Here is a 25,881-nt window from a genome sequence, read left to right on the forward strand (position 1 = left end):
CGGGGGCGGACCCGTCTCCCCGGCTTCGGTCTTTACCGCAGCCCGGTGTGGACCGCGTTCGCGAGCTCACCGTTGGTGGTGTCGCCGCTGAACTCCCAGTAGAAGGCTCCCCTGAGGCCTTGCTGCTTGGCCCAGGTCATCTTCCCGGCGATGGTGGCGGGGGTGTCGTAGCTCCACCAGTTGCTGCCGCACTTGGCGTAGGCGGTGCCGGCGACGGTGCCCGTGGCCGGGCAGCTGTTCTTGAGCACCTTGTAGTCCTCGATGCCCTGCTCGTACGTGCCGGGCGCCGGTCCGGTGGCGGTGCCGCCGGGGGCCGCCTGGGTCACTCCGGTCCAGCCGCGGCCGTAGAAGCCGATGCCGAGGTTGAGCTTCGAGCCGGGGACGCCCTTGGCCTTGAGCTTGGCGATGGCGTCCGCCGAGTTGAAGCCGGCCTGCGGGATGCCGGCGTACGAGGTCAGCGGGGAGTGCGGGGCCGTGGGGCCCTGGGCCGCCCAGGCCCCGAAGAAGTCGTACGTCATGACGTTGTAGAAGTCGGTGTACTGCGCGGCGCCCGCGTAGTCGGCCTTGTCGATCTTGCCGCCGTCCGAGGCGTCGGCGGTGATGGCCGCGGTGACCAGGTTGTTCGCGCCGAACCTGGCCTTCACGGCCTGCATGAGGTTCTTGAAGGCGGCCGCTCCGCTGGTGTCGCAGGACAGGCCGCAGGCGTTCGGGTACTCCCAGTCCAGGTCGATGCCGTCGAAGACGTCGGCCCAGCGCGGGTCCTCGACCAGGTTGTAGCAGGACTGGGCGAAGGCGGTCGGGTTGGCGGCGGCCTGCGGGAAGCCGCCGGACCAGGTCCAGCCGCCGAAGGACCACAGGATCTTGATGTTCGGGTAGGCCTTCTTCAGCTTGCGCAGCTGGTTGAAGTTGCCGCGCAGCGGCTGGTCCCAGGTGTCGGCGACGCCGTCGACGCTCTGGTCGGCGGTGTAGGCCTTGTCGTAGTCGGCGTAGGCGTCACCGATGGTGCACTGGCCGTTCTGGACGTTGCCGAAGGCGTAGTTGATGTGGGTGATCTTGCCCGCGGTGCCGGAGGTGACCAGGTTCTTCACGTGGTAGTTGCGGCCGTAGACGCCCCAGTTGGTGAAGTAGCCGAGCTTGACCTTGTCGCCCGGGTCCGGGGGGATGACCCCGCCGGTCGTCGTCACCGTCGCCGAGCCGGAGGAGGGGCCGGTCTGGTCGATGGTGTCGCGGGCGGTGACGCTGTACGTGTACGTCGTGCCCTTGGTCAGGCCGGAGTCGGCGTAGCCGGTCCCGGTGACCGTGGCGATCTTGTCGGAGCCCCGGTAGACGTCGTAGTTCTTGACGCCCTTGTCGTCGGTGGCCGGGGTCCAGGCCAGGGTGAGCGAGGTGTCGGCGATGTTGCTCGCGGTGGGGGTGCCGGGAGCCGTGGGGGGAGTGTCGCCGGGCTGGGTGCCGCCGTCGCAGGAGGCGCCGTTGATCTTGCAGCCGCTCGGGGCGCCGCCGCCGGCGCCGTTGAAGCCGAAGGAGGCGGTGGCGCCGGGGGCGAGGGTGCCGTTCCAGCCGAGGTTCTTGGCGGTCCAGTGGGTGCCCGAACTGGTGACGGTGGCGTCCCAGGCCGAGGTGACCGAAGTGCCCGCCGGGTAGTCCCACTCCACGGTCCAGCTGCTGAGGGTGGTGGTGCCGGTGTTCTTCACCACCCACTTGCCCTCGAAGCCGGAGCCCCAGTCGGAGACCTTGGTGTACGTCGCCGTCGCGGAGGCGGCTGCCTGGGCCGGGCCGGCCAGGGCGACGAGGCCGGTGACGGGCAGGGCGAGTGCGGCCACGATCGCCGCGACTCGGCTGAAGAACCGGGAGCGCCTGGTGCGGGGTGGGGATGCTGTGCTCAAGGGTGATCCTCCGTAGGTCCGTCGCGGTCGTGGGGACGACTACGACATGGGGGTGGGACCTGCGCCGCCCGTGAGCACGCTTTGTCATGGCACGCTCACCACAGTGTTGCGGCGAGCGTAGAAAGGTCTGGACCAACCGTCAAGAGGTCCAGACCGGTGCGCGCCGACCCGCCTATATCCCCAATTCCTGTGCCAGCACGGCCGCTTGGAGTCTGCTGCGCAGCTCCAGCTTGCCCAGCAGCCTGCTGACGTGCGTCTTGGCCGTCGCCTCCGCCATCTCCAGGCGCACCGCGATCTCCGCGTTCGACAGGCCTTCGCCCAGGGCGCTCAGCACCTCCCGCTCCCGCCGGGTGAGGGAGGCGACCGCCGCGGCCCGCTCCGGCGCCGGGGCCGGCCGCGTCGGGCGGGGCGCCGCGAACTCCGCGATCAGCCTGCGGGTCACCGCCGGGGAGATCAGCCCCTCGCCGCGCGCGACGGTCCGTACCGCCTCGATCAGCTCCGCGGCGTCCGCGTTCTTCAGCAGGAAGCCCGCGGCCCCCGCCCGCAGCGCCCCGAAGACGTATTCGTCGAGGTCGAAGGTGGTCAGCACCAGGACGTCCGCCAGCCCCTCCGAGACCACCTGTCGGGTCGCGGACACCCCGTCGAGCCGGGGCATCTGCACGTCCATGAGGACGAGATCCGGCCGTAGCTCCCGGGCCAGGCGCACCGCCTCCTCCCCGTCGGCCGCCTCGCCCACCACCTCGATGTCGCCCGCGCTGCGCAGGATGAGCACCAGCCCGGCCCGGACCGCGCCCTGATCCTCCGCCACCACCACCCGAATGGTCATGCCTCCACCGCTTTCTCCTCCGCGGGCAGTGTCGCCCGCACCTGCCACACCGCACCGGACCGCCCCGCCGTGAACTGTCCGCCCAGCAGCTCCGTCCGCTCCCGCATGCCGATCAGCCCGGCCCCCGAACCCGGGGCGCGCGGGCCCGGCCGGTCCCCGAAGGGCGAGTCCACCCCTACGGTCAGCAGCCCGTCGGTGTGCGCCACGCGGACCGTGACCGTGCCCGGGGCGGCGTGCTTGAGGGCGTTGGTCAGCGACTCCTGGACGATCCGGTACGCGGCCAGCTCCACCGGCGCCGCCGCCGGCTCACCCGAGGTCCGGTCGTCGTGGAGCACGAACGTCAGCCCGCTCGCCGAGCCGTTGGTCCTGGCCTGCCCGAGCAGGGCGTCCAAGCCGTCCAACGAGGGCACGGCGACCGGCTCCTTGTCGCCGCCGGCATCCCGCAGCAGCCCGATCAGCCGGCGCATTTCGGCCAGCCCCTGCACGCTGTTCTCGCGGATCACCCCGAGCGCGTCCCGGCTGGTCGCGGCCGTGTCGATGGAGAGCGCGGCGGTGGAGTGGATGGCGATGGCGGAGAGGTGGTTGGCCACCATGTCGTGCAGCTCCCGGGCCATCCGGGCGCGCTCGGCGGCCACGGCCTGACTACGGTCCATCTCGGCCAGCAGCGCGGTCTGCTCGGCGCGCAGCCGGGCCGCCTCGGCGGCCTCGCGATGGTTGCGCAGGGTGGCGCCGGTCAGGGCCGGGCCGAAGCTCACGATGCCGGTGATCGCACCGATCAGCAGGGCCTGCGGGGTGCGCAGCCAGGCCAGCGAGGCGATGGTGACCACGAGGGTGATCAGGCCGGTGCTGATCGGGAGCCGCCGGGCCATGGCCGGTTTCCCGTACACGACGGCGGCGTACATCAGGTCGGTGAAGATCACGACGGTGGCGAGGCTGCCGACCGTGAACTGGTCGGCGACCACCCCGACGGTGCCGACGGCCAGGGTCAGATTCGGCTTGGTGCGGCGCAGCAGCTCCATCGCGCCGAGGGCCACGAGGGGGACCAGGGCCGCCCAGGCCGGCAGGAAGCCCCGGCCGGGGCTGCTGTAGACCCCGAGCGACCAGAAGGCCAGGCCGGCGGCCGTGCTGACCACCGCGAGGAAGACGTCGTCACGGTGGGGGCGCAGGCTTTTCTCGGTCACGTTCCCATCCAACAGGGTGCGTGGGCCCCGCACGTCGGCGGAGAGGCCGAGGTGCGGGTACATCGAACGATGCAGGCCCACATGGTCAATGGCGACGACGTATCGGGCCCGGCCGGACGGGAGTCTGGGAGGGAACGGAGAACCCGAGCGGACGGAGAGTCCCATGATCGTCGCGCTGATCATCGCCTGTGAGGTCGGCTTCTGGGTACTGCTGGCGGCCGGCCTGGCCCTGCGCTACCTCGCGAAGATGCCCAGGCTGGGGGCGGCGGTCCTGCTGTGCGAGCCCATGATGGAGCTGGTCCTGCTGGTCGTCACCACGCTCGACCTCAAGAACGGCGCCGAGCCGGACTGGAAGCACGGACTGGCCGCCCTGTACATCGGCTACACCGTCGCCTACGGCCACTACACGATCAAGTGGCTCGACGGGCACGCCGCGTACCGGCTGGCCGGAGGACCGAAGCCGGTGGGTCCCGGGTACGGGAAGGCGCGGGCCCTGCACGAGTGGAAGCTCTGGGTCCGTACGGTGATCGCCGCCGCGGTCGCCCTGACGCTGCTGCAGGTGGCGATCTGGTACGTGGGCGACGCGGGCGACGTCAGCTCGCTCCAGGGCTGGCAGTCCGGCGCCCTGCGGGCGGTCGGGATCCACGCCCTGGTCGCCCTGGGGTACACGATCTGGCCGAGCAAGGCCCCGGCCGTCCCGGACGTCGCCGGGGAACGGCCGCGCGCCCGGACCGAGCGCTAGGGAGTGTCTTGTCGGTCAGGCCCTGCTCGACCGACAAGATCCGAAAGAGACGGCCTAGCGCTCGCCGCCCGGCACCCACAGAACGTCCCCGACCTCCTTGTTGGCCACCCGGGCCAGGATGAACAGGAGGTCGGAGAGCCGGTTGAGGTAGGTGGCGGTCAGCGGGTTCATCACCTCGCCGTGCACCTCCAGCGCCGCCCACGTCGAACGCTCGGCGCGCCGGACCACCGTGCAGGCCTGGTGCAGCAGGGCCGCGCCGGGGGTGCCGCCGGGGAGGATGAAGCTGCGCAGCTTCTCCACCTGCTCCAGGAAGTGGTCGCAGTCCGCCTCCAGCTTGTCCACGTAGAACTGCTCCACGCGCAGCGGCGGGTACTGCGGGTTCTCGACCACCGGGGTGCACAGGTCGGCGCCGACGTCGAAGAGGTCGTTCTGCACGCGGACCAGGACCTTCACCACGTCCGCCGACAGCCCGCCGAGCGCGATCGCCGTCCCGATGGCCGCGTTGGCCTCGTTGGCGTCGGCGTACGCGGAGATCCGCAGGTCGGTCTTGGCGGTGCGGCTCATGTCGCCGAGGGCGGTCGTGCCCTGGTCGCCGGTACGGGTGTAGATGCGCGTGAGGTTCACCATGCGGCCAGGGTAGACGGGCCCGCGGGGGAAATTCCGGGCGAGGTCGCCGCTGCTCACGTACGGTCCGGTGGGGCCGTGGCCCCGGAGGGGAGCGGCGAAGTGGCCGACGTGTACTACATCTGGCGGCTCGCCGAGGCCGCCCAGCAGATCGATCTCCTGGCGGGCTTCCTCGCCACCCGGCACGCGGACGGCCCGGCCGCCCTCCGTGCATCGGCCGAGAGCGCCCGGGCCGGGCGTGCGGCCGTGGCCGCCGGGCGCCTGGGGGAGGCCCTGGACCGCATCGACGACCTGCGCGAACACGCTGCCCGTTGGGCGGGCCACCCGCACCACCCGGGCGAGCCGACCGCCGTCGAGCACGAGGCGAGGGTCTGGGACTACGCCAAGGACATGCTGCGCGCACAGCTCCCGCCCGGGGAGGCGAAGGTCTCCACCGCGGGCCGGATCCTGTGGCAGATCCACCGCCTGCGGCGGGAGATCTGCGCGCGCCCGGAGGCGGACGAACAGGCCCGGGCGGACGCCCTCCACCTCGCGGGACGCGGCGCCATGGCCGTCGAGATCGGCCACCTCGGCGCCGCGCGCAAGGAGCTGAAGCGGCTGCGCGCACTGGCCGAGAGGTACGCCGGGGACGAGGACGGGTGAACTGGACGGCGGGGGAGGGTTGCTGGGCCGTACCGGTGTGATGTCCGTCATCTGAGACGTGACGCGTGTTACTTCACGGTCACACCGCACCGCCCGGGCGCTAGTCTCCGCCGGAGTGGCTACGTGACTGTGCCGTATGGAAACGAGGGGTGTGTAGTGGCTGGGAAGCTCGCCGTCATCGGTGCCGGACTGATGGGTTCCGGAATCGCGCAGGTCTCCGCTCAGGCGGGTTGGGACGTCGTACTCCGCGATGTCACCGAGGCCGCGCTGACCCGTGGCACGGACGGAATCAAGGCCTCCTACGACAAGTTCGTCTCCAAGGGCAAGCTGACGGCCGAGGACGCCCAGGCGGCGCTCGCGCGCATCACCACCACCACGGACCTCGACGCGGTCGCCGATGTCGACATCGTGGTCGAGGCCGCCTTCGAGAAGATCGAGATCAAGCACGAGATCTTCCGCGCCCTGGACAAGATCGTCCGCGAGGACACGATCCTCGCCTCCAACACCTCCGCCATCCCGATCACGAAGATCGCGGCCGTGACGGAGCGTCCGGAGCGGGTCGTCGGCGCGCACTTCTTCTCGCCCGTCCCGATGATGCAGCTGTGCGAGCTCGTGCGCGGCTACAAGACGAGCGACGAAACCCTCGCGACCACCCGTGCGTTCGCCGAGTCCGTCGGCAAGACCTGCATCGTCGTCAACCGCGACGTCGCCGGTTTCGTGACGACCCGTCTGATCTCCGCGCTGGTCGTCGAGGCCGCGAAGCTGTACGAATCGGGCGTGGCCTCCGCCGAGGACATCGACATCGCCTGCAAGCTCGGCTTCGGGCACGCGATGGGCCCGCTGGCCACCGCCGACCTCACGGGCGTCGACATCCTGCTGCACGCCACCAGCAACATCTACACCGAGTCCCAGGACGAGAAGTTCGCCCCGCCGGAGCTCATGCGGCGGATGGTGGACGCCGGGGACATCGGCCGCAAGAGCGGCCAGGGCTTCTACAAGCACTGAGGCCTGGCCCTGCCACGGAGCACCACCGTTCGAATGCCGTCACCCCCCAGGGTGAATTAGGTATCGGTTCGCTCACGGTCGGCAACTTCCCTGCCCGTGCGGCAGTCAGTTGCAGTGAGAGTTGCCGACCACGGACCAGTCGGACCATACGTACGCAGTACCGCCGGGAGTACACATGCACATCAGGGGCGACCACGCCGAACTCGCAGTCGGGGGCCGCCTCGACGTGCGCAGCGCGGCGGACGCCCGTACGGCCCTCCACTCCGCCCTCGACGACGGGCAGGGGGATCTCGTCCTCGACCTCACCGGGCTCGACTCCTGGGACGCGACCGGCCTCGGCGTGATCATGGGAGCGCACCGCCGGGCCGGCCGGACCGGCCGCCGCCTGGTCCTGCGCGGCGTGCCCCCGCAGATGCAGCGGCTGCTCGTCGCGACCCGGCTGCACCGGATCCTCGCGATCGAGGGCGGCCTGGAAGCCGAGTCCCTGCCCCGCGTCTGACCGACAAGCCGCTGACCTTCGCATTCCCTGCGGAAACGTAACGGTCCGGTGGTGATCGCACCCCTGCGGTTTCCCGCACGACCGGCCACGGTCTAGGGTTCGGGCGGAAACCGGACCGGTAGCGACAGCGGGTGCGCGACGGCCGGGAGGTACGACGGCGAGGCGCGCGGCCCGCGATCGGGGGACTGGGTCATGGACCGTACACAGGGGCAGACCGAGCAGCACGAGCAGCCCACGGGCGGCTCCGCGCCCGCGGCACCCACCGCGCCCGCGACACCCGCGACACCCGCGGCGGTCGGACCCGCGCGGGTCGTCAGCCTGACCGCGGGCGGGTTCGCCCTCACCGTGAACCCGGTCGACGGCAGCGAGATCGAACCGCTGCGCCCCGGCACCGAGCCGGCCAGCCCCGCCAAGCGCGACGCGGCCGCCCGCGCGGCCCGCACCGCCGCCGCACGGCCGCCCGTACTGCCGGGCCCCGCCGTCCCCGCCCGCCCCCTGCCGGCGCGCGAGGAGGAGCGGGAGCGGCTCGTCCGGCTGCTGGGCCGGGGTCGGTCCGTACGGCTGACCGGGCCCTCGGGATCCGGCCGTAGCGCCCTGCTCGACGCGGTCGCCGACCGGTGCGCGGGCCTGGCGCCCGACGGCGTCGTACGGCTCAGCGGATACGGGCAGCAGCAGCCCGGGGAACTGCTCCACGCCCTCTACACGACCGTGTACGAGGCCGAGCGGGAGCGCCCCGGCCGGGTCGAGCTCCTGGCCCGCGTACGGGAGATAGGCGCCGTCGTCCTCCTGGACGACCTGGAGATGGGCGGGACCGCCCTCGACGAACTGATGCGCGCCACCCCCGAATGCGCCTACCTGCTGGCAGCGACCCCCGACACCCGCGCTCCCTCCGACGACTCGCACATCGAGGAGGTCTTCCTCGGTGGGCTGGGCAAGGCCGACTGCCTGGAACTGCTGGAAGCGGGCGTCGGACGGCCGTTGACGGACGAGGAGATCGCCTGGGCGGGGGACCTGCGCTTCGCCTCCGAGGGGCTGCCCCTGCGCTTCGTACAGGCCGCCGCGCTGCTGCGGCAGCGGGACGAGCTCAACCACAGCGACGAGGACGACGAGGAGGAGGAGCCCGGCGTCTTCGAGGAACGCCCCCGCGACGCCGTGCACGTGCCGCTGCCGACCCTCGCCGAAGGTGCCGCCCCGGCGGAGCTGCTCGCCTCGCGGGTCAGCGAGTCGGCGCGCGCGGCCCTGCGGATCGCGTGCGCGCTGGGCGGCGAGCTGCCGCACCACGCGCACCTGCCCGCGCTGGTGGGGGACACCCACGCCGACACGGCGGTGGCGGAGCTGCTGGCCTGCGGGCTGCTGACGCCCGTCGGGACCCGGTACCGGCTGGCCGCGGGCGTCGCCCGGCAGCTGGAGGAGGTCGGGTACGGGGACACCGCCTCGGAGGAGGCCCGTACGGCCGCCCGGCACTACGCCTGGTGGACCGGGCACGCCTCGGTGGTCCCGGAGCGGGTCGCGGCGGAGGCGGACGCGGTGCTCGCGGCGCTGGCCGGCGCGGACGTCGTCGCGGCGGTGCTGTTGGCGCGCACGGCGGCTCCGGCGTTCGCGGCCTCGCTGCACTGGGAGGCCTGGGAGCGGGTGCTGCGCTCGGGAGCGGAGGCCGCGCGCAAGGCCGGCGAGGTCGCCGAACAGGCGTACTTCCACCACGAACTCGGCGTGCTGGCCCTGTGCGAGGAGCGCCTGGACCGGGCGCGGGCCGAGCTGGAGACCTCGATCGGGCTGCGCGGCGCCCTGGCGGACAAGCGGGGCACCGTCGCGGGACGTCGGGCGCTGGCGCTGGTCGTCGACCGGGAGACGGCGGGGGCGGCCGCGTCACCCCCGCTGCGGCTGGAGGCACCGGCACCGGCCGCCCTGGCACCGGCACCGGCTGTCCTGGCGGCGGGTGCCGAGGCCGTGACGGTGGCCACCCCGGCGACCCCGGCCGGCCCTGGCGCCGCCGCACCGCGGGTGGCCCCGTCCTCCGCGTCCGCCCCGGCCTCCCGGGCGGCCTCCGAGGCGTCCACGACCCGGGTGCCCCCGGTGGCTCCGGCGGTCCCGGTCTCCGCCGAGGCGGTGACCCGGATGACCCCGGTCGTGCCGGTGACCGCCCGCTCGGAGACGCCCACCACGCTGTCCGAGGTCTTCGAGGACGCCTTCCCGCTGAATCCGAAGCCCGCGCCGCCCACCGCCCCCCGTCCCGCCGCGGCACCCGCCCCGGCCGCCGGCCGTCGCCGGCTCGTGCTGCTGGCCGGCGCGGGCGCGTTGACCGTGGTGGCGCTGGGCACGGTCGTCAGCCTCGCGCTGAGCTCCTCGGACAGCGCGCCGCCGGCGCAGGGCCCGGCGGTGACCTCCGGCCCCACGGTCACGGCGCCCGACACGACCGCGGTCACCAGCGGGAACGATCCTGCGCCGGAACCGCCCGTATCGGCCCCGCCGGCCGAGACCCCGGAGCCCGGCCAGAGCGCCGCCCCGACCCCGGGCCGCAGCCCCGCCCGGACCCCGTCGCGCCGCCCGTCCTCGACGCCGCCGAACTCCGCGCCGCCGACGGCCGTTTCGCCCCCGCCGACCAGTGCCCAGCCCACGCCCACCGTGACGGAGACCGTCACGCCGTCGCCTTCGGCGACCACCACCCAGACGGGGACCACCACCCCGGCCGGCTCACCGGTCACCGGCGGCTGAACGACGACGGCCCCGTCCCGAGGGACGGAGCCGAGGTGCGGGGTGGAGCGGAGGATCAGAACAGGCGGAGCTTGTCGTCCTCGATGCCGCGCAGCGCGTTGTAGTCCAGGACCACGCAGTCCATGCCGCGGTCCGTCGCCAGGACCTTCGCCTGAGGCTTGATCTCCTGGGCCGCGAAGATGCCCCGGACCGGGGCCAGGTGCGGGTCGCGGTTGAGGAGTTCGAGGTAGCGCGTCAGCTGCTCGACACCGTCGATCTCACCCCGGCGCTTGATCTCCACGGCCACCGTCGCGCCCGACGCGTCCCGGCACAGGATGTCCACCGGGCCGATCGCCGTCATGTACTCGCGCCGGATCAGCGTGTAGCCCTCGCCCAGCGTTTCGATGCGGTCCGCCAGGAGTTCCTGGAGGTGTGCCTCGACGCCGTCCTTGATGAGCCCCGGGTCGGTGCCCAGCTCGTGGGAGGAGTCGTGGAGGACTTCCTCCATGGTGATGATGAGCTTCTCGCCCGCCTTGTTGATGACCGTCCAGATGTTGGCCTCATCGCCGCTCCCCTCCTTGAGGGTGCACGGCGGCGACATCCAGTTGAGCGGTTTGTACGCTCGGTCGTCCGCGTGGATCGAGACACTGCCGTCAGCCTTCACGAGGATCAGACGGGGTGCCGAGGGCAGATGGGCGGTGAGCCGGCCCGCGTAGTCGACGGAGCAGCGGGCAATGACGAGACGCATGGTCGGCAACGCTACTCGACGAGAAGGCCTTCACGCGATTCGCCCCTGAAAGCCCCGTTCGCCGATGGCGCGTTGTATGCGCATTCTCCTGGTGCGTCACCGATGGGACGCCTACCGTGGTGAGCGGGAGGTTGTCGAGCGTGCACTCTGCGTCGCGACCTCCTTCCCTGCCCGTAAGACTCCGGCAACCCGAACAGCCGGGGTCGCGAGAGGAGAACCCATGTCGCTCGACGTCTCACCGGCCCTACTCGAACAGGCCGAGCGAGGCGAGGTCGACGAAGCCGCTTTCGTCGACTGCGTCCGGACCTCCCTGCCCTTCGCGTGGGAGATGATCAGCTCGCTGGTGGCTCAGCTGAAGGTGGACGGCGGACAGTTCGCCGACAACCAGACGCCGCCGCCGGACGAGCAGGCGCGAGGGCAGCTGCTGCGCGCCCTCGCGAGTGACGCGATACGCGGTGCGCTGCAGCGGCACTTCGGAGTGCGCCTGGCATTCCAGAACTGTCACCGGGTGGCGGTCTTCCCGCTGGATCCCTCGGTGGACGACCGGCTGGCCAAGTTCACTTCGATCCGCGGTCAGCTGCTCAACCAGTCGTCCGAGCTGCGGGACTGCTAGGCCCGCACGGCCGTGTCCTGGCCGCCTCTTTCGGATCATGTCCGGGTCCACCGGCGTGATCCGAAGGAAACGGCCCAGGTAGGACCGGCAGATCTCAGCCGAGACGGGGAAGGACCTCGGCGCCGAGTCGTCGTACGTTCTCCTCCGTCGCGGCGAGATCTCCGGAGCCCTCCGTCACGAGGGCGAAGCGCGTGATGCCCGTCCGTGCCGACGTGGCCGCCAGCCGGTCCGCCGCCACCTCCGGGGTGCCCACCGGGTGCAGGTCGCAGAGCAGTTCCGTGTAGGCGACCGGATCCCGCATCGCGCGCGCCCGGCCGTCCACCGTCACATGCGCGTCGAGGCCCTGCTTGAGCCAGCTCGGCATCGCCTTCAGCAGGGTCTCGCGCGCGTCCGCCGTACGGTCGGCGATCTGGCACACCCCGGCCGAGACGTGTCCCGCGCCCTCCACGCGTTCGCGCGAGTGACCCGCCGCCAGCGCCGTGCTGCGCCACAGCGCGACCATCTCGGCCTTGCTCTCGTCCCCGCAGTGCATCCCGAGGAGCATCGGCAGCCCCCGCTCCGCGGCCATCCGGACCGAGGCCGGAGAGGTACAGGCCACGATGACCTCGGGCCCCGCCGTGTCCCCGTCCAGGGCCTCCGAGGGGCGCGGTACGACGGCCACCTCGCGGAATTCGTACCGCTCGCCACAAGCCCCGACCCGGGCCTCCGTCAGCCAGCGCCGCAGCAGGTCCAGGGCCTCCGGGAAGCCGTTCTCGTAACTGTCCAGACCGCCCCCGAAGACCTCCAGGTCCACCCACGGCCCGCCGCGGCCCACCCCGAGGGTGAACCTGCCGCCCGAGGTCACGTGCAGCAGGGCCGCCTGTTCCCCGAGCGCCACCGGGTGCGTGCTCGGCAGCACGCTCACCGCGGTGCCCACCCGCAGCCGCCGGGTCCGGCCCAGCAGCAGGGCCGCCAGGGTCACCGCCGAGGGGCAGACCCCGTACGGGACGAAGTGGTGCTCGGCGAGCCACACCGAGTCGAGTCCGGCCTCCTCGGCCACCTCGGCGGTCCGCACCGCCCGGTGCAGTGCCTCTCCCTGTCCCTGGCCCGGGAACTGGGCCGCCAGTACAAACGCTCCTACGCGCATCGCCTTCATCCTCCTCGCGGCTGACGCGGCCTCCCCCAGGTGGACCGGTTCTTCCTATGGCAACAACGTCTGACACGTGCCAAAGGCACGGGCTGACAGGAAAGTTATTGGGATTGTCGGGCCATTCCTCTTCGCGCGACCGCCTTCATCGGCAACCCTGCGGGTACCAGGCCTCGCTGCGCGTAGTCTGGAAGAAAGTCACTGCCGTCCGCCCATCCGTGAGGTATACGTGTCACCGCGCAACAACCGCCCCAGGGGCGGCGAGACCCCGGACGAACGCCCCAGCACCGGCCTCGACCGCTACGGGCTGGAGCGCACGGAGGAGTACCAGGGGGAGGACTGGAAGGTCCGGCACGTGGCCGGCGCGAGCGCGGCGGGCAAGCGCTACCGCTGCCCCGGCTGCGACCAGGAGATCCCCTCCGGTACCCCGCACCTGGTGGCCTGGCCCGAGTACGGCGGCGTGGACGACCGCCGGCACTGGCACAAGGCCTGCTGGAACGCGAAGGACCGCCGCACCTCGAAGGTGCAGCGGTCCCGTAACGCTCCCCGGTACTGACCGGTCCGAGGCCGATCCGGACGGGAGGCCTACACGTCCCGGCGGCCGACGATCACGTAGGAGGCGATCACCGCGCCGCCGGTGACCAGCACGATGAGCATCAGGTGCGAGAGGGTGGTCGGTTCCGGGCCCACGTCGCCGCCCTGCGGCAGGCCGAACAGCGTCATCAGCGCCACCGGTACGTTGTGGCGCAGGATGAGCCCGCCGGCGAACGCGACCGCCTCCCACATGCTGAGCATGGCCCCTATCACCGGCGGCAGCGTGACCAGGCCCAGCATCACGGCGATCGCCCCGGCCGAGTGCCGCACCAGCGCGCCGATCGCGAGCGCCAGCACGCCGAGCAGGGTGACGTAGCCGCAGCCGAGCAGCGCCCCGAACCATTCGCCGGCCGCGTGCGGGCCGGACGCGGTGCCCCCGCGCATGACCGCCGCGGTGACCCCGACCACGAAGACCGACAGCGCGGTGATGGCGAAGGCCACCATGCTGAAGACGAGGTACTTGGCGGTGAGCACCCGGTACCGGTCCGGGGCGGCCGTGAAGGTGGTCCGCACCAGCCCGGTGCCGTGCTCCGAGCTGATGGTCAGCACCCCGAGGACGATCACCGCCAGCTGGCCGACCAGCAGGCCGATGAGCGCGGGCGTGGTGAAGTTGATCTGCGTGTAGTCCACGTCCGTGGTCTGCACGACGACGGTCAGACCGACGCCGACCACGGTCAGCACGAGCGAACCCAGCGTCCACAGGGTGGAGCGGAGCGAGACCAGCTTGGTCCACTCCGAGGCCATGGCGTGCCCCAGGTGCGGCCGCGGCGTGGCGAGGGGAGAGCTGTAGTTCCCGGACTGCTCCGCCGTCGTGGTCGTCGGGGTCATCGGGTGTCCTCGGGGGTGCGCGGGGTGGTGTTCCTGGTGGTGCTCGCGAGCTCGCCCGGCTTGGCGGGCATCAGGAAGGGCTGCCCGCCCGCGCCGGGCGGCGGGGGCGCGTAGAAGCCGGTCTGCGGGACCTCGGGAGCCGTCTGCGCCTCCGCCTCGTCCTCCCAGGCAGGGAGGGAGAGCGGCTCAGGCTCCCACAGCTCGGCCCGCGGGTCGTCGGTGGAGGTGTACTCGACGGTGGACTGCGTCATCCGCATGTACGCCTCCTCCAGTGAGGCCCGGTGCGGTGCCAGCTCCCACAGCCGTACGCCCGCCTCGTGCGCGAGGTCGGAGATGCGCGGCAGGTCCAGCCCGGTCACACGCAGTGCTCCGTCGGGCTCCTGGAGGACCCGCCCGCCCGCTTTGGTGAGGGCCTTACCCAGCGTGTCCCGGCCATCTGGATCGGTGTCGGCCGTCCGCACCCGAGCGAATCCGGCCGAGTTGTGCGCGATGAACTCCTGGGTGCCCATGTCGGCCAGCAGCCGCCCCCGGCCGATCACGATCAGGTGGTCGGCGGTCAACGCCATCTCGCTCATCAGGTGCGAGGAGACGAAGACGGTGCGGCCCTCGGAGGCGAGCCGGCGCATGAGGTTGCGGACCCAGAGGATGCCCTCGGGGTCGAGCCCGTTGACCGGCTCGTCGAACAGCAGCACCTGCGGGTCGCCGAGCAGCGCGGTGGCGATGCCGAGCCGCTGGCCCATACCGAGCGAGAAGCCCTTCGTGCGCTGCCGGGCGGCGTCCTGGAGGCCGACCACGGCCAGCACCTCGTCCACCCGCTTCTCCGGGATCCCGGAGAGCTGGGCGATGGAGAGCAGGTGGGTGCGGGCCCGGCGGCCGCCGTGCACGGCCTTCGCGTCGAGCAGGGCCCCCACGTGCCGCTGGGCGTTCGGCAGCTCCCGGAAGGGTTGGCCGTTGATCGTGACATGACCGGACGTGGGCCGGTCCAGACCGACGATCATGCGCATGGTGGTGGACTTCCCGGAGCCGTTGGGCCCCAGGAAGCCGGTGACGTGACCCGGCTTGACCTGGAAGGACAGCTGGTCGACGGCGGTCTTGGCGCCGAAGCGCTTGGTCAGGCCGACTGCCTCGATCATCTTGCTGCCCCTTACCAGGCCGGGACGACTTTCGCCCGCGTAAGGGTTAAGAGGATAACGAGGTTCCTGCGGTTCCGTCCCGGGCCGGATCCCTGAGCTGCCCCTGAGCCCGACCCGGGGATCACCCGTAGTACGCGGGCAGGAGGTCAGGCGTCCCTCTTGCGGAGGACGGCGTAGCCCCCGAGTACCGCGGCCAGCGTCCAGAGGACCATGATCCCGAAGCCGCCCCACGGGCCGTAGGGGGTGTCGGGGGCATCGAACGCGTTGGGCACGACCTGCATGATCCTTCCACCGGCGTTGCTCGGCAGGTACTGGCCGACCGTCCGGGTCGCGTCGAAACCGACGAGCAGGTTCGAGACGATCAGGAAGAACGGGACCAGGACGCTGATCGCGGCGACCGAGCTGCGCAGCATGGCGGCCACGCCCATGCAGAAGAGGGCCAGCAGCGCCAGGTACAGTCCGGCGCCGGTCACGGCGCGCAGCACGTGCTCCTCGCCGATGCCGATGCCGAGGTCACCGAGCAGCGCCTGGGTGAGGAAGAACGACACGAAGCTGGTCAGCAGTCCCACGATCAGGGCCAGGGCCGTCGCCACCGCCATCTTGCCGAGCAGGAAGTGCTCCCGGCGGGGTACGGCGGCCAGCGAGGTGCGGATCATGCCCGTGCTGTATTCGGTGCTCACGACCAGCACACCGAAGACGATCATGGCCAGTTGTCCGAGCTGCATCGAACCGAGGCTCATCGCCGTGGGGTCGAAGGTGGCCCGCTGAGCCGCCGGCAGGCTGTCCGGGTCGAACGTGGCGCTGAACAGCGCGGCGAACCCGACGGTGACGAGGAAGACGAGGGCGAGGGTCCAGCTGGTGGAGGCGACCGTGCGGATCTTGGTCCACTCGGACTGCAGGACGGCGGTGAAGGCCATGATCACTCACCGGCCTTGCGGGTCGCCTCGAAGCCGGCGCCCCAGGCGGGGACGTCGGCCGGCCGGGCCGGATTGTCGGAGGCCATGCCCGGTGCGTGGGCGTGGTACTCGACGGAGTCCGCCGTCATCCGCATGAACGCTTCCTCCAGTGATGCCCGTTGCGGGCTGAGTTCGTGCAGCACGATCTGGTGCTGGGCGGCCAGCTCGCCGAGCTGCTCCGCACTCGCGCCGTCGATCTCCAGGGTTCCGGTCGCGGGAACGCTCACCGCGTTGATCCCGGCCTCGTGCAGGAGGTCCTTCAGCCGCTCCTGCTGCGGCGAGCGCAGCCGTACGTAGCTGCGCGAGTTCTGCTGGATGAAATCGGCCATCGGCAGGTCTGCCAGCAGCTTTCCCTGCCCGATGACGACCAGATGGTCTGCGGTCAGCGCCATTTCGCTCATCAGGTGGGAGGAGACGAAGATCGTCCTTCCCTCCGCCGCCAGACCCTTCATCAGATTGCGGATCCAGAGAATTCCCTCGGGATCAAGGCCGTTGACCGGCTCGTCGAACATCAGGATTTCCGGATCGCCCAGCAATGCGGAGGCGATTCCCAGCCGTTGGCTCATTCCGAGCGAAAATCCTTTGGACTTCTTCTTCGCCACGGCCGTCAGGCCGACCAGGTCCAGCACCTCGTCCACCCGCTGCCGCGGGATGCGGTTCGACTGGGCCAGGCAGAGAAGGTTGTTGTACGCACTTCGGCCACCGTGCATGGCCTTCGCGTCCAGCAGCGCCCCGACGTGCTTCAGCGGCTCCGACAGGTCACGGTAGTGCTTCCCGTACACCCGGACCGTGCCGCTGGTCGGGTTGTCGAGGTCGAGCATCATGCGCATCGTCGTCGACTTGCCCGCGCCGTTCGGGCCCAGGAAGCCGGTCACCACCCCCGGTCGGATCTGGAAGCTGAGGTGGTCCACGGCAGTCGTCGTGCCGAATCGTTTGGTAAGGCCCTCAAGCTCGATCATGCGGACACGCTAGAACGCCCGAGGGCCCTACGCCACCTCAAAAGGGTGACATAGGGCCCTCGATCGGGCGCACGACGGGTGCCGTGTGCTACCCGTCGGTAATCAGCGGCTCTGCTGTGCCGGGACGCCGCGGGTGACGGGCTCGTCGTCCACGATCGGGTTGGCCGCCGCGACGGCCGCACCGGTGAGCGTCGCCAGCATCTCGCGGACGTTGGTCAGCTGCGCGTTGATCGAGTCGCGGCGGTTGGTGAGCGCCGCCAGCTCGCGCTCGGACTCGCTGCGGATGCGGTCCGCCTTGGCGTTGGCGTCGGCCACGATGTCCTCGGCCTGGCGCTGCGCGGTCTCCACGGTCTGACGGGCCCGGCGCTCCGCGTCCGTACGCAGCTTCTCGGCCTCCAGGCGCAGCTGCTCGGCGCGGTGCTCGATCTCCGCGAGACGCTTCTCGGCCTTGGCCTGGCGGGAGGCCAGGTCGCGCTCGGACTGCTCGCGGCGCTTGGCCAGGTTGGTCTCGAAGTCCGCGGCGGCCTGGGCGGCCTTGGCGCGGGTCTCCTCGAAGAGGGCGTCGGCCTCCTCGCGCTTGGAGGCCGCGTCCTTCTGCGCCTCGGCGCGCAGGGTCGAAGCGTCGCCCTTGGCCTTCTCGACGATGCGGACGCCCTCGTCCTCCGCCTTCGACTTGCGGTCGGCGGCGAACGACTCGGCGTCGTTGCGCACCTGCTGGGCGGCCGACTCGGCGAGCTCACGGTGCTGCTCGGCCGCGCGACGGGCCTCCTCGCGCAGGTCCTTCGCCTCCTCCTCGGCCAGCCGCAGGATCTTCTCGACCCGGGCGCCGAGGCCGGCGTACGACGGCTCGGCGTCGTTCACCTGGGCCTGGGCGTTCTGCGTCTCGAGGTGCAACTCCTCGATCCGCTTTTCCAGAGAGTTGATACGTCCAAGGGCGCTGTCGCGGTCGGAGACCAGCTTGGTAATGCGGTCGTCCACCTGACCACGGTCGTAACCACGCCGCACGAGCTCGAAGCCGAAGGGGGAGGAAGTGTCGCTCATGGGGTTCCTGTCGAATGAGACCGATGAGGTGCTACGTGAGGTGTTAGAGGAATCCTAGGCGCCCAGACGGCGTGTCATCGAGTCAATCCGCGTTTGATCTGGACAATGACACCCCTTTTGAGTGGCAAGACAGCGGAATGCTTGTCACCCGTTCGCCTGAACCTCCATCAGGTGCACACACCTCGGAGTATTTGGCTACCCCTCCGACGACTTGCCACCCGAACGAGTGGAGCCTGCGGACACTCCGGCCTTGGCACCCCCCGCGCCCTGGCCGCCGACCGTGGGCTTTCCGCCACCCGAGGGCGCCTCGAATGATTCCAACGCCTCAAGAACGTCCTGGACACGGGAGATCTCCCCCTGAATGTCCTGCCGCCTGCGGACGAGGACCTCCAGCTCGCGGCGGCCCTCCTCGACGAGGCGCTCGGCCTCCGCCTTGGCCTCCGCCAGGGCGCTCTCGGCCACCCGAGCAAGCTCCGCCTTCTTCTGCTCGGCCTCCTTGAGCAGCGCCTCCGCCTTGCGGACCGCGGCGATGCGCACCTTGCTCGCCTCGCTGCTCGCGTCCGACACGAGCTCCTTGGCCTTCGCCTCGGCCTCGACGCTCTGCTCCGTCGCCGCGCGCACCAGCTTGTCCACGCGCTCGCCGGCCGACTTCATCTGCTCGGCCGACTCCCGGCGGGCCCGCTCGTGCAGCTCCTCGACCTCGCCCTCGACACGGCCGCGCAGCTCCTCCGCCCGTTCTCTTATGGCGGCCGCGTCCGTGCGCGCGCCGACCAGCAGCTCGTCCGCGTCCGTACGGGCCTTCTCCACCATGGAGTTGCCCTCGACGGTGGCCTCCGAGGTGATCCGCACGGCCTCCTTGCGGGCCGCGTCGACCATCGCGTCGGCCTGCTCCTCGGCCGCCGTGGTGGCGGCGAGGGCCTGCTTCTGCGCATCGGACGTGAGCTTCTCGGCCTCCGCCGAGGCCTCCGTGATGAGCCGGTCGACCTGCTCCGCGGCCTCGCTGCGGCGCTTGTTGGCCGCCTCGCGCGCCTCGTCCAGCAGCCGCTCGGACTCGGTACGGGCCTCGGCGCGGGTGCGCTCCGCCGCGGCCGCGGCCTGCGCCTTGACCCGCTCGGCCTCCGACCGGGTGCGGGTCGCGTGCTCCTGCGCCGAGGACAGCGCCTCCGACGCGTCGGCGCGCAGCCGCTCCGCCTCGCCGGCCGCCTCGCCGAGGGTGCGCTCGTTGTCCTTGCGGGTCTGCTCGGTGAGCTTCTCCGTCTCGGACACGGCCTCCGTGACGAGCCGGTCCGCCTGCTCGGCCGCCTCGGTACGCAGCCGGTTCGCCTCGGCGCGCGCCTCGTCCAGCGTCTGCTCGGCGTCGCGCTCGGCGCCCGCCAGCGTCTCGTTCGCCGCGACCGTGACCCGGTCCGCCTCGGCGGTGGCCTCGCCGATGATCCGGCCGCCCTCCGCGCGGGCGTCGTCCAGCACCTTGGCCGCCTCGGCGCGTACCCGGTCGGCCTCCGCCGCCGCCTCGGCGACGGTGGCCTCGTTGGCCACACGGGTCTCGTCGATCAGACGGTCGCCCTCGGCACGCGAGTCGACCATGATCCGCGCGGCGTCGCGCTCGGCGCTCGCCAGGGTCTCGGCCGCCTGCGTCTTGAGCCGGGTCGCCGCGGTGGTGAGCCGCTCGGCCTCCACCGTCGCCTCGCCCACGGTGGCCGCGTTCGCGGCGCGGGTCTCCTCGGTGAGCCGGTCGGCCTCCGCGGAGGCCTGGGTGATGAGCCGGTCGACCTGCTCCGCGGCCTCGGTACGCAGCCGGTTGCCCTCGGCCCGTGCCTCGTCCAGGATGCCCGCGGCCTCGATGCGACTGGCCTCGGCGATCTCGGCCGCCTCGGTGGTGATCCGCTCGGCCTCGGCCTTCGCTTCGTCGACGGTGGCCGCGTTCGCCGCCAGGGTCTCCTCGGTGAGCCGCTCGGCCTCCGCCGTCGCCTCGGCCGTGATCCGGGCGCCCTCGGCGCGGGCGGCCTCCAAGGACTCCGCCGCCTCGCCGCGGATCCGGTTCGCGTCGTCCCGGGCGTCGGCCCGGGTCCGGGCCGCGTCCCGCTCGGAGGCGGCCAGCGCGTCCGTGGCCTCCGTACGCAGGCGCTGCGCGTACTCGGCGGTGTCGCCGCGCAGCTGCTCGGCCTCGGCGATGGCCTCGGCGACCGTGCGCTCCGCCAGCGCCTTCGCCGCGTCCGTCTCGGCCCGCGCCTCGCTGCGGATCCGGTTGGCGTCCTCGGTGGCCCGCTCCCGTTCCGCGTAGGCGTCGCCGCGGACCCGGCCGGCCTCTTCCTCGGCCTCCGACTTCGTACGCTCCGCCGCGTGCTCGGCGGCGCTGCGCAGCCCGGTGATCTCCTCCTCGGCCTGCTCGTGCAGCCCGGCCACGGAGTCCCGTACCTGCTGGGCGGTGGCCTCCGCCGCCGACACGACCTCCGACGCGCGCCGTTCGGCCTCCTCGGTCAGCCAGACCGCCTCGGCCTGTGCCTCCTCGGAGCGCTTGCGGGCCTGCGCCAGCAGTTCCTCGCTCTGCTCGCGGGCCTGGGCCCGCTCGCTGTCCGCGTCGGTCCGCGCCGACGCCAGGGTCTCCTCCGCCTCCCGGCGGCGCCGGGCGGCCTCCTCCTGCGCGGCGGCCAGCGCCTCCGCGGCCTCCTCGGCGACCCGCTCGGCCGCGGCCTTGGCCTCCGCGCGCAGCCGGTCCGCGGTCTCCTGGGCCTCGGAGCGCACCCGCTCCGCCTCGGCCTCGGCCTCACCGCGCAGCCGCACGGCGGACTGCTCGGCCTCGGCGCGCACCCGGCCGGCGTCCTGCGCCGCATCGGTGCGCAGCTGGTCGGCCTCGGTCTCCGCCTGCGTCTGCAGGGTGCGGATCCGCTCCGCCGACTCGGCGCGCAGCCGGTCGTTCTCCTCCGTGGTCTCCCGGCGGATGTTCTCCGCCGCGCCGCGGGCGTCCCGCAGCGTCTGCTCGGCCGTCGTCAGCCGGGTCTCGGCCTCCGTGTGCAGCCGTACGAGCTCCTCGTCGGCCTCCGCGCGCTTGGCGGCCAGCGCCTGCTCGGTCTCCTGGCGCCGGGCGACCGCCGCGGCGTCGGCCTCGGCGCGTACGCCCTCGGCCTGCTCCTCGGCCTCGGCGCGCAGCCGTTCGGCCTCCGCGCGGGTCCGCTCCAGGGTCTCCTCGGCCTGCTTGCGCAGGGTGCCGGCCCGCTCGACGGCCTCGGCGCGCACCCGCTCGCTCTCGGCGGTCGCGCCGCCGCGCAGCTCGTCCGCGTCCGCCTTGGCCTTGCCCAGCAGCTCCTCGGCGGTCCGGGCCGCCTCCTCGATCTGCTGGACGGCCTCGCGGCGGGCCTCGCCGCGGATCCGCTCGCCCTCGGCGACGGCCTCGGCGCGCAGCTGCTCGGCCTCGCCGCGCAGCCGTCGGGCCTCCGACTGGAGCTCGACCGTGCGGGCCCGGTACTCCTCGGTGTCGTCCTTCGCGGCGCCCTTGAGCTCGTCGGCCGTGGTCGCCGCCTGCAGGCGCAGCCGGTCGGCCTCGGCCTCCGCCTCGTGACGGATCCGCTCGGCCTCCTCGGACGCGGCCCGGGTGGTGGCCCGGGCGTCCTCCGAGGCCTTGTTCAGTACGTCCTCGGCCGTGCGGGCGGCCTTCGCCAGCTGGGCCGCCATGTCCTCGGCCGCGGCCGTACGGGCCTGCTGCCCGGCCTCGGTGCGCTGCCGCTCGGCGTCCGCGCGGGCGTCGGCCAGGGCCTGCTCGGCCTCCGCCTTGAGGGCCTCGGCCTCCTTGGTGGCCTCGCCGACCAGCCGGGCGACCTGCTCCTTGGCGGTGCGGGTGCGCTGCTCGTTGACGGATTCCGCCGACGCGAGCTGCCGGGTGGAGCTCTCCTTGGCCTCGGCGAGGAGCTTCTCCGCCTCGGCGCGGGCCTCGCGCAGCGCGGCATCGGCCTCCTGCACCCGGGATTCGGCCAGCCGGCCCAGGTCCAGGGTCTGCTGACGGGTGTGCTCGGCCTCGGCGGTGGTGGTGGAGCGCAGCCGCTCCGCGTGCTCGCTGGCCTCCTGGGCCTGCGAGGAGGCGGCGGTCAGCAGCCGCTCGGCCTCCTTGCGGGCGCGCAGCAGGGTGGCCTCGGCCTCCCCGCGGGCGGCCTCGGCGTCCGCGGCCATCCGGCGCCGGGTCTCCTCGGCGACCCGGGCGGCCTCGGCGCGGGCGGCGTTCAGGGACTGCTCGGCCTCGGCGCGGGACTCCTCCATGAGCCGGCGCGCCTGGGCCTCGGTACGGGCCCGCAACTGCTCGGCCCAGGCCACGTTCTCGTTGACGTGGGCCTCGACGGTCTGGCGCCGCTCGCCCAGCTCCTGGTCCAGGCGCTGACGGCGGTTGACGGCCTCGGCGTGCAGCTCGGCCTGCAGGCGCGCCTGGTGCTCGGCGTGCTCCTGGAGGATGCGCTGGGTCTGGGCCCGGGCGTCACGAAGCTCGCGCTCGGCGTCCGAACGCAACTGGTCGGCCTGGATCTGGGCATTACGGAGCAGCTGCTCCGCCTGGTAGCCCATGTCCGCGCCGTCGTAGGCGGGGCGGGACGCCAGCGCGCGTCGTACCTCGTGAAGCTTGGCGCGCAGCACCTCGACCTGGTATCCCAGGTCTTCAGCGTGCTGGACGGCCTTCCCGCGCTCCTTCTTCAGCCGCTCCATCTCGGCCTCGAAGCGCGAGAGATGGTCGGCCTCGGCCTGATGGCTCTCCTGGCTTTCGTAGCCCCGCACAGCGCGGTCCCATCCGTCCCCTGGTCGCAAGCTCACTCCCAATGAGCATCGCTCGCCCGCTGAACGACGCCCCCGGGGGAATGGTGTCAGATACCGGGGCAGGGATCACAGGCCCCGACCCCGTCTCCGCACCGAACCCCGGCCGAGCCATGGCCACTCTACCGGCCGGGGAATCGGGCCATCAGTGGTCCGTCAGTGCTCGGGGTTCGAGGTGACCAGTTCGGTGAGGACGCCGTGGCAGTCCTTGGGGTGCAGGAAGGTGATGGAGGACCCCATGGATCCCGTGCGGGGCTGGTCGTAGAGGACGCGGACGCCCTTGCCGCGGATGGCCTCGGAGTCCCCCTGGACGTCCTCGGTGCCGAAGGCGATGTGGTGGACGCCCTCGCCGTTCTTGGCCAGCCATTTGCCGACGGCGGAGTCCTCGCGGGTGGGCTCCAGGAGCTGGAGGTACGAGGCGCCGCCGTCGGACGTCTCGTTGATCTTCAACATGGCCTCGCGGACACCCTGCTCCTCGTTGACCTCGGAGTGGAACACCTCGAAGCCGTACGTGGCACGGTAGAACTCGACAGTCTTGTCCAGGTCGAAGCAGGCGATCCCGATGTGGTCGATTCTTGTCAGCATGGTGACAGTGCACCGCCGAAGGGGGTCGTCACGCAACGTGCGCGCGATCACACCGGCACCCCGGTGACCGCTGAGGTACCGCCCAGTACATTCACGTAAACCCTCGTTCACTCCTCATCCAAGGGGCTGTGCCTCATGTCCGGATCGAACAACACCACTTCTGTGATCGTCGCCGGGGCCCGCACGCCCATGGGACGGCTGCTCGGCTCGCTGAAGTCCTTCTCCGGTGCCGACCTCGGCGGCTTCGCCATCAAGTCCGCGCTGGACCGGGCCGGGATCTCCGGCGACCAGGTGCAGTACGTGATCATGGGCCAGGTGCTGCAGGCCGGCGCGGGCCAGATCCCCGCCCGCCAGGCGGCGGTCAAGGCCGGCATTCCGATGAACGTGCCCGCCCTCACGATCAACAAGGTGTGCCTCTCGGGCCTGGACGCGATCGCGCTGGCCGACCAGCTGATCCGCGCCGGCGAGTTCGACATCGTGGTCGCGGGCGGTCAGGAGTCCATGACCAACGCCCCGCACCTGCTGCCCAAGTCCCGCGAGGGCTACAAGTACGGCGCCGTCGAGATGCTGGACGCGATGGCCTACGACGGCCTCACCGACGCCTTCGAGAACATCGCGATGGGCGAGTCCACCGAGAAGCACAACACCCGCCTGGGCATCGAGCGCGCCCCGCAGGACGAGTTCGCCGCCGCCTCGCACCAGCGGGCCGCGGCCGCGCAGAAGAACGGCGTCTTCGAGGCCGAGATCGTCCCCGTGGAGATCCCGCAGCGCAAGGGCGACCCGGTGATCTTCTCGACGGACGAGGGCATCCGTCCCGAGACCACCGCCGAGTCCCTCGGCAAGCTGCGTCCGGCCTTCGCCAAGGACGGCACGATCACCGCCGGCACCTCCTCCCAGATCAGCGACGGCGCCGCCGCCGTGGTCGTGATGAGCAAGGCGAAGGCCGAGGAGCTCGGCCTGGAGTGGATCGCCGAGATCGGCGCCCACGGCAACGTGGCCGGCCCCGACAACTCGCTCCAGTCGCAGCCGTCGAACGCGATCCTGCACGCCCTGAAGAAGGAGGGCCTGGAGGTCTCCGACCTGGACCTCATCGAGATCAACGAGGCCTTCGCGGCGGTCGCCGTGCAGTCAATGAAGGACCTCGGCGTGACCCCGGAAAAGGTGAACGTCAACGGTGGCGCCATCGCCCTGGGGCACCCGATCGGCATGTCCGGAGCCCGTGTGGTGCTGCACCTGGCGCTGGAGCTGAAGCGCCGTGGCGGCGGCGTCGGCGCGGCCGCGCTGTGCGGCGGCGGCGGCCAGGGCGACGCGCTGATCGTCCGCGTCGCCAAGTAGGCGGAGCCAGGCCGCCGGGGCCCCGAATACGGGCGCCCGGCGGCCACCTCATCCCGGGCCTGGCGGCCCTCACGCATCCCGTACGAGAACCGAGGAGCGCAGCACGTATGACGGCGGTGGACGTCCCCCAGCTGGTGGCCCAGGCCCGTGAGGGCCGGCCGAGAGCGGTGGCCCGGCTGATCTCGCTGGTCGAGGGCGCGTCCCCGCAGCTGCGCGAGGTGATGGCCGCGCTGGCCCCGCTGACGGGCGGGGCGTACGTGGTGGGGCTGACGGGGTCGCCGGGTGTCGGCAAGTCGACCTCGACCTCGGCGCTCGTCTCCGCGTACCGCAAGGCCGGCAAGCGGGTCGGCGTCCTGGCCGTGGACCCGTCCTCGCCCTTCTCGGGCGGGGCGCTGCTCGGCGACCGGGTACGGATGTCGGACCACGCCTCGGACCCGGGGGTCTACATCCGCTCCATGGCCACGCGCGGCCACCTGGGCGGCCTGGCCTGGGCCGCGCCGCAGGCGATCCGGGTGCTGGACGCGGCCGGCTGCGAGGTGATCCTGGTCGAGACGGTCGGGGTCGGGCAGTCGGAGGTGGAGATCGCCTCGCAGGCCGACACCTCGGTGGTGCTGCTGGCCCCCGGGATGGGCGACGGGATCCAGGCCGCGAAGGCGGGCATCCTGGAGATCGGCGACGTCTACGTGGTCAACAAGGCGGACCGGGACGGCGCGGACGCCACCGCCCGGGAGCTGAACCACATGCTGGGCCTGGGCGAGGCCCGGGGTCGGGACGACTGGCGGCCGCCGATCGTCAAGACGGTCGCGGCCCGCGGCCAGGGCATCGACGAGCTGGTCGAGGCGCTGGAGAAGCACCGGGCGTGGATGGACGAGCGGGGCGTGCTGGCCCAGCGGCGGGCCACCCGGGCGGCCCGGGAGGTCGAGACGATCGCCGTCACCGCGTTGCGGGCACGGATGGCGGACGTGCACGGCGACGCGCACCTGGACGCGCTGGCCGCCCGGGTGGCCGTGGGCGAGCTGGACCCGTACGCGGCGGCGGACGCGCTGCTGGCGACGCTGACGGAGGCCTGAGCCCCCGCC

At 72.2% G+C, this 25,881-nt stretch carries 22 protein-coding genes; 9 read left to right on the forward strand and 13 right to left on the reverse strand.

Going from position 1 to position 25,881, the window contains the following annotated elements:
• Window positions 1-32 precede the first annotated feature (32 nt).
• From AB8A24_RS12455 to AB8A24_RS12465, 3 genes are all read right to left on the reverse strand, one after another.
• Window positions 33-1,886 (reverse strand): glycosyl hydrolase family 18 protein, encoded by a 1,854-nt coding sequence (locus AB8A24_RS12455; protein ID WP_369475556.1) that lies wholly within the window; start codon window positions 1,884-1,886, stop codon window positions 33-35.
• Window positions 1,887-2,058: 172 nt separating this feature from the next.
• Window positions 2,059-2,712 (reverse strand): response regulator transcription factor, encoded by a 654-nt coding sequence (locus AB8A24_RS12460; protein WP_266379849.1) that lies wholly within the window; start codon window positions 2,710-2,712, stop codon window positions 2,059-2,061.
• Window positions 2,709-3,893 carry a histidine kinase gene (locus AB8A24_RS12465; RefSeq protein WP_328961633.1) on the reverse strand — a complete coding sequence of 395 codons (1,185 nt, stop codon included), beginning with the start codon at window positions 3,891-3,893 and terminating at the stop codon, window positions 2,709-2,711. The genes AB8A24_RS12460 and AB8A24_RS12465 overlap by 4 nt, the downstream gene beginning before the upstream one ends.
• Before the next feature lie 163 nt (window positions 3,894-4,056).
• On the opposite strand from AB8A24_RS12465, the gene AB8A24_RS12470 reads away from it, so the two are divergent.
• A complete protein-coding gene (locus AB8A24_RS12470; RefSeq protein ID WP_328961632.1) occupies window positions 4,057-4,635 on the forward strand; it encodes a hypothetical protein in 579 nt (192 codons plus the stop codon).
• A gap of 54 nt (window positions 4,636-4,689) precedes the next feature.
• Here AB8A24_RS12470 and AB8A24_RS12475 read toward each other — a convergent pair whose 3' ends face one another.
• Window positions 4,690-5,262, reverse strand: a complete 573-nt coding sequence (locus AB8A24_RS12475) for a cob(I)yrinic acid a,c-diamide adenosyltransferase (RefSeq protein ID WP_033218852.1) — start codon at window positions 5,260-5,262, stop codon at window positions 4,690-4,692.
• Between the two features lie 99 nt (window positions 5,263-5,361).
• Between AB8A24_RS12475 and AB8A24_RS12480 the strand changes: the two genes are divergently transcribed.
• The 4 genes from AB8A24_RS12480 to AB8A24_RS12495 all read left to right on the forward strand — a co-directional run bounded on the left by AB8A24_RS12480 (window position 5,362) and on the right by AB8A24_RS12495 (window position 10,117).
• Window positions 5,362-5,901: a hypothetical protein gene (locus tag AB8A24_RS12480; protein WP_369475560.1), complete on the forward strand. Its 540-nt coding sequence runs from the start codon at window positions 5,362-5,364 to the stop codon at window positions 5,899-5,901.
• Between the two features lie 156 nt (window positions 5,902-6,057).
• Window positions 6,058-6,906 (forward strand): 3-hydroxyacyl-CoA dehydrogenase family protein, encoded by an 849-nt coding sequence (locus tag AB8A24_RS12485; RefSeq protein ID WP_266379839.1) that lies wholly within the window; start codon window positions 6,058-6,060, stop codon window positions 6,904-6,906.
• A gap of 175 nt (window positions 6,907-7,081) precedes the next feature.
• Window positions 7,082-7,405 (forward strand): STAS domain-containing protein, encoded by a 324-nt coding sequence (locus AB8A24_RS12490; RefSeq protein WP_030764081.1) that lies wholly within the window; start codon window positions 7,082-7,084, stop codon window positions 7,403-7,405.
• A gap of 192 nt (window positions 7,406-7,597) precedes the next feature.
• Entirely contained in the window at window positions 7,598-10,117 is a 2,520-nt protein-coding gene (locus AB8A24_RS12495) for an ATP-binding protein (RefSeq protein WP_369475563.1), read from the forward strand.
• A gap of 55 nt (window positions 10,118-10,172) precedes the next feature.
• Here the strand turns inward: AB8A24_RS12495 and nucS are convergent, their stop codons facing one another.
• The gene (nucS, locus tag AB8A24_RS12500) at window positions 10,173-10,844 is read right to left on the reverse strand and encodes an endonuclease NucS (protein ID WP_189743080.1); all 672 of its coding nucleotides are present in this window, start codon (window positions 10,842-10,844) and stop codon (window positions 10,173-10,175) included.
• 220 nt (window positions 10,845-11,064) lie between these two features.
• Here nucS and AB8A24_RS12505 point away from each other — a divergent pair, with 220 nt between their 5' ends.
• Window positions 11,065-11,457, forward strand: coding sequence for an SCO5389 family protein (locus tag AB8A24_RS12505; RefSeq protein WP_328961628.1), 393 nt, complete (start codon window positions 11,065-11,067; stop codon window positions 11,455-11,457).
• A gap of 94 nt (window positions 11,458-11,551) precedes the next feature.
• On the opposite strand, the gene AB8A24_RS12510 is transcribed toward AB8A24_RS12505, so the two are convergent.
• Complete coding sequence (locus AB8A24_RS12510; RefSeq protein WP_369475566.1) at window positions 11,552-12,583, reverse strand: LLM class flavin-dependent oxidoreductase; 1,032 nt, start codon at window positions 12,581-12,583, stop codon at window positions 11,552-11,554.
• A gap of 229 nt (window positions 12,584-12,812) precedes the next feature.
• Here AB8A24_RS12510 and AB8A24_RS12515 point away from each other — a divergent pair, with 229 nt between their 5' ends.
• On the forward strand, window positions 12,813-13,139 hold the full coding sequence (locus AB8A24_RS12515; RefSeq protein ID WP_030009607.1) for a hypothetical protein: 327 nt from the start codon (window positions 12,813-12,815) through the stop codon (window positions 13,137-13,139).
• Window positions 13,140-13,168: 29 nt separating this feature from the next.
• Here AB8A24_RS12515 and AB8A24_RS12520 read toward each other — a convergent pair whose 3' ends face one another.
• The 7 genes from AB8A24_RS12520 to mce form a co-directional block, all read right to left on the reverse strand.
• A complete protein-coding gene (locus AB8A24_RS12520) occupies window positions 13,169-14,005 on the reverse strand; it encodes an ABC transporter permease (RefSeq protein ID WP_328961626.1) in 837 nt (278 codons plus the stop codon).
• The gene (locus AB8A24_RS12525; protein ID WP_328961625.1) at window positions 14,002-15,138 is read right to left on the reverse strand and encodes an ABC transporter ATP-binding protein; all 1,137 of its coding nucleotides are present in this window, start codon (window positions 15,136-15,138) and stop codon (window positions 14,002-14,004) included. Before AB8A24_RS12525 ends, AB8A24_RS12520 begins: the two co-directional genes overlap by 4 nt.
• A 146-nt stretch (window positions 15,139-15,284) precedes the next feature.
• Window positions 15,285-16,058, reverse strand: coding sequence for an ABC transporter permease subunit (locus AB8A24_RS12530; RefSeq protein ID WP_328965851.1), 774 nt, complete (start codon window positions 16,056-16,058; stop codon window positions 15,285-15,287).
• The gene (locus tag AB8A24_RS12535; RefSeq protein WP_266379823.1) at window positions 16,058-17,053 is read right to left on the reverse strand and encodes an ABC transporter ATP-binding protein; all 996 of its coding nucleotides are present in this window, start codon (window positions 17,051-17,053) and stop codon (window positions 16,058-16,060) included. Before AB8A24_RS12535 ends, AB8A24_RS12530 begins: the two co-directional genes overlap by 1 nt.
• A gap of 102 nt (window positions 17,054-17,155) precedes the next feature.
• Window positions 17,156-18,094, reverse strand: a complete 939-nt coding sequence (locus tag AB8A24_RS12540; RefSeq protein WP_030386920.1) for a cellulose-binding protein — start codon at window positions 18,092-18,094, stop codon at window positions 17,156-17,158.
• A gap of 195 nt (window positions 18,095-18,289) precedes the next feature.
• Window positions 18,290-22,846 carry a polarized growth protein Scy gene (scy, locus tag AB8A24_RS12545; RefSeq protein ID WP_328961624.1) on the reverse strand — a complete coding sequence of 1,519 codons (4,557 nt, stop codon included), beginning with the start codon at window positions 22,844-22,846 and terminating at the stop codon, window positions 18,290-18,292.
• Window positions 22,847-23,038: 192 nt separating this feature from the next.
• Entirely contained in the window at window positions 23,039-23,467 is a 429-nt protein-coding gene (mce, locus tag AB8A24_RS12550) for a methylmalonyl-CoA epimerase (RefSeq protein ID WP_008738238.1), read from the reverse strand.
• A gap of 135 nt (window positions 23,468-23,602) precedes the next feature.
• Here mce and AB8A24_RS12555 point away from each other — a divergent pair, with 135 nt between their 5' ends.
• Both AB8A24_RS12555 and meaB read left to right on the forward strand, forming a co-directional pair.
• Entirely contained in the window at window positions 23,603-24,802 is a 1,200-nt protein-coding gene (locus tag AB8A24_RS12555; protein ID WP_030720841.1) for an acetyl-CoA C-acetyltransferase, read from the forward strand.
• A 107-nt stretch (window positions 24,803-24,909) separates the two neighbouring features.
• Window positions 24,910-25,872: a methylmalonyl Co-A mutase-associated GTPase MeaB gene (gene meaB / locus AB8A24_RS12560; RefSeq protein WP_266379813.1), complete on the forward strand. Its 963-nt coding sequence runs from the start codon at window positions 24,910-24,912 to the stop codon at window positions 25,870-25,872.
• Window positions 25,873-25,881 lie beyond the last annotated feature (9 nt).

It is taken from the genome of Streptomyces sp. BF23-19, from assembly GCF_041106355.1.
Classification (GTDB): domain Bacteria; phylum Actinomycetota; class Actinomycetes; order Streptomycetales; family Streptomycetaceae; genus Streptomyces; species Streptomyces virginiae_A.

What these genes read in the sequence shown, in the direction of transcription:
- AB8A24_RS12495 (WP_369475563.1), top strand. Translation starts at nt 7,598, where the DNA reads ATGGACCGTACACAGGGGCAGACCGAGCAGCACGAGCAGCCCACGGGC.
- mce (WP_008738238.1), bottom strand. Translation starts at nt 23,467, where the DNA reads ATGCTGACAAGAATCGACCACATCGGGATCGCCTGCTTCGACCTGGAC.
- AB8A24_RS12525 (WP_328961625.1), bottom strand. Translation starts at nt 15,138, where the DNA reads ATGATCGAGGCAGTCGGCCTGACCAAGCGCTTCGGCGCCAAGACCGCC.
- AB8A24_RS12555 (WP_030720841.1), top strand. Translation starts at nt 23,603, where the DNA reads ATGTCCGGATCGAACAACACCACTTCTGTGATCGTCGCCGGGGCCCGC.
- AB8A24_RS12475 (WP_033218852.1), bottom strand. Translation starts at nt 5,262, where the DNA reads ATGGTGAACCTCACGCGCATCTACACCCGTACCGGCGACCAGGGCACG.
- nucS (WP_189743080.1), bottom strand. Translation starts at nt 10,844, where the DNA reads ATGCGTCTCGTCATTGCCCGCTGCTCCGTCGACTACGCGGGCCGGCTC.
- AB8A24_RS12540 (WP_030386920.1), bottom strand. Translation starts at nt 18,094, where the DNA reads ATGAGCGACACTTCCTCCCCCTTCGGCTTCGAGCTCGTGCGGCGTGGT.
- AB8A24_RS12460 (WP_266379849.1), bottom strand. Translation starts at nt 2,712, where the DNA reads ATGACCATTCGGGTGGTGGTGGCGGAGGATCAGGGCGCGGTCCGGGCC.
- AB8A24_RS12535 (WP_266379823.1), bottom strand. Translation starts at nt 17,053, where the DNA reads ATGATCGAGCTTGAGGGCCTTACCAAACGATTCGGCACGACGACTGCC.
- AB8A24_RS12520 (WP_328961626.1), bottom strand. Translation starts at nt 14,005, where the DNA reads ATGACCCCGACGACCACGACGGCGGAGCAGTCCGGGAACTACAGCTCT.
- AB8A24_RS12505 (WP_328961628.1), top strand. Translation starts at nt 11,065, where the DNA reads ATGTCGCTCGACGTCTCACCGGCCCTACTCGAACAGGCCGAGCGAGGC.
- AB8A24_RS12470 (WP_328961632.1), top strand. Translation starts at nt 4,057, where the DNA reads ATGATCGTCGCGCTGATCATCGCCTGTGAGGTCGGCTTCTGGGTACTG.
- meaB (WP_266379813.1), top strand. Translation starts at nt 24,910, where the DNA reads ATGACGGCGGTGGACGTCCCCCAGCTGGTGGCCCAGGCCCGTGAGGGC.
- AB8A24_RS12490 (WP_030764081.1), top strand. Translation starts at nt 7,082, where the DNA reads ATGCACATCAGGGGCGACCACGCCGAACTCGCAGTCGGGGGCCGCCTC.
- AB8A24_RS12510 (WP_369475566.1), bottom strand. Translation starts at nt 12,583, where the DNA reads ATGCGCGTAGGAGCGTTTGTACTGGCGGCCCAGTTCCCGGGCCAGGGA.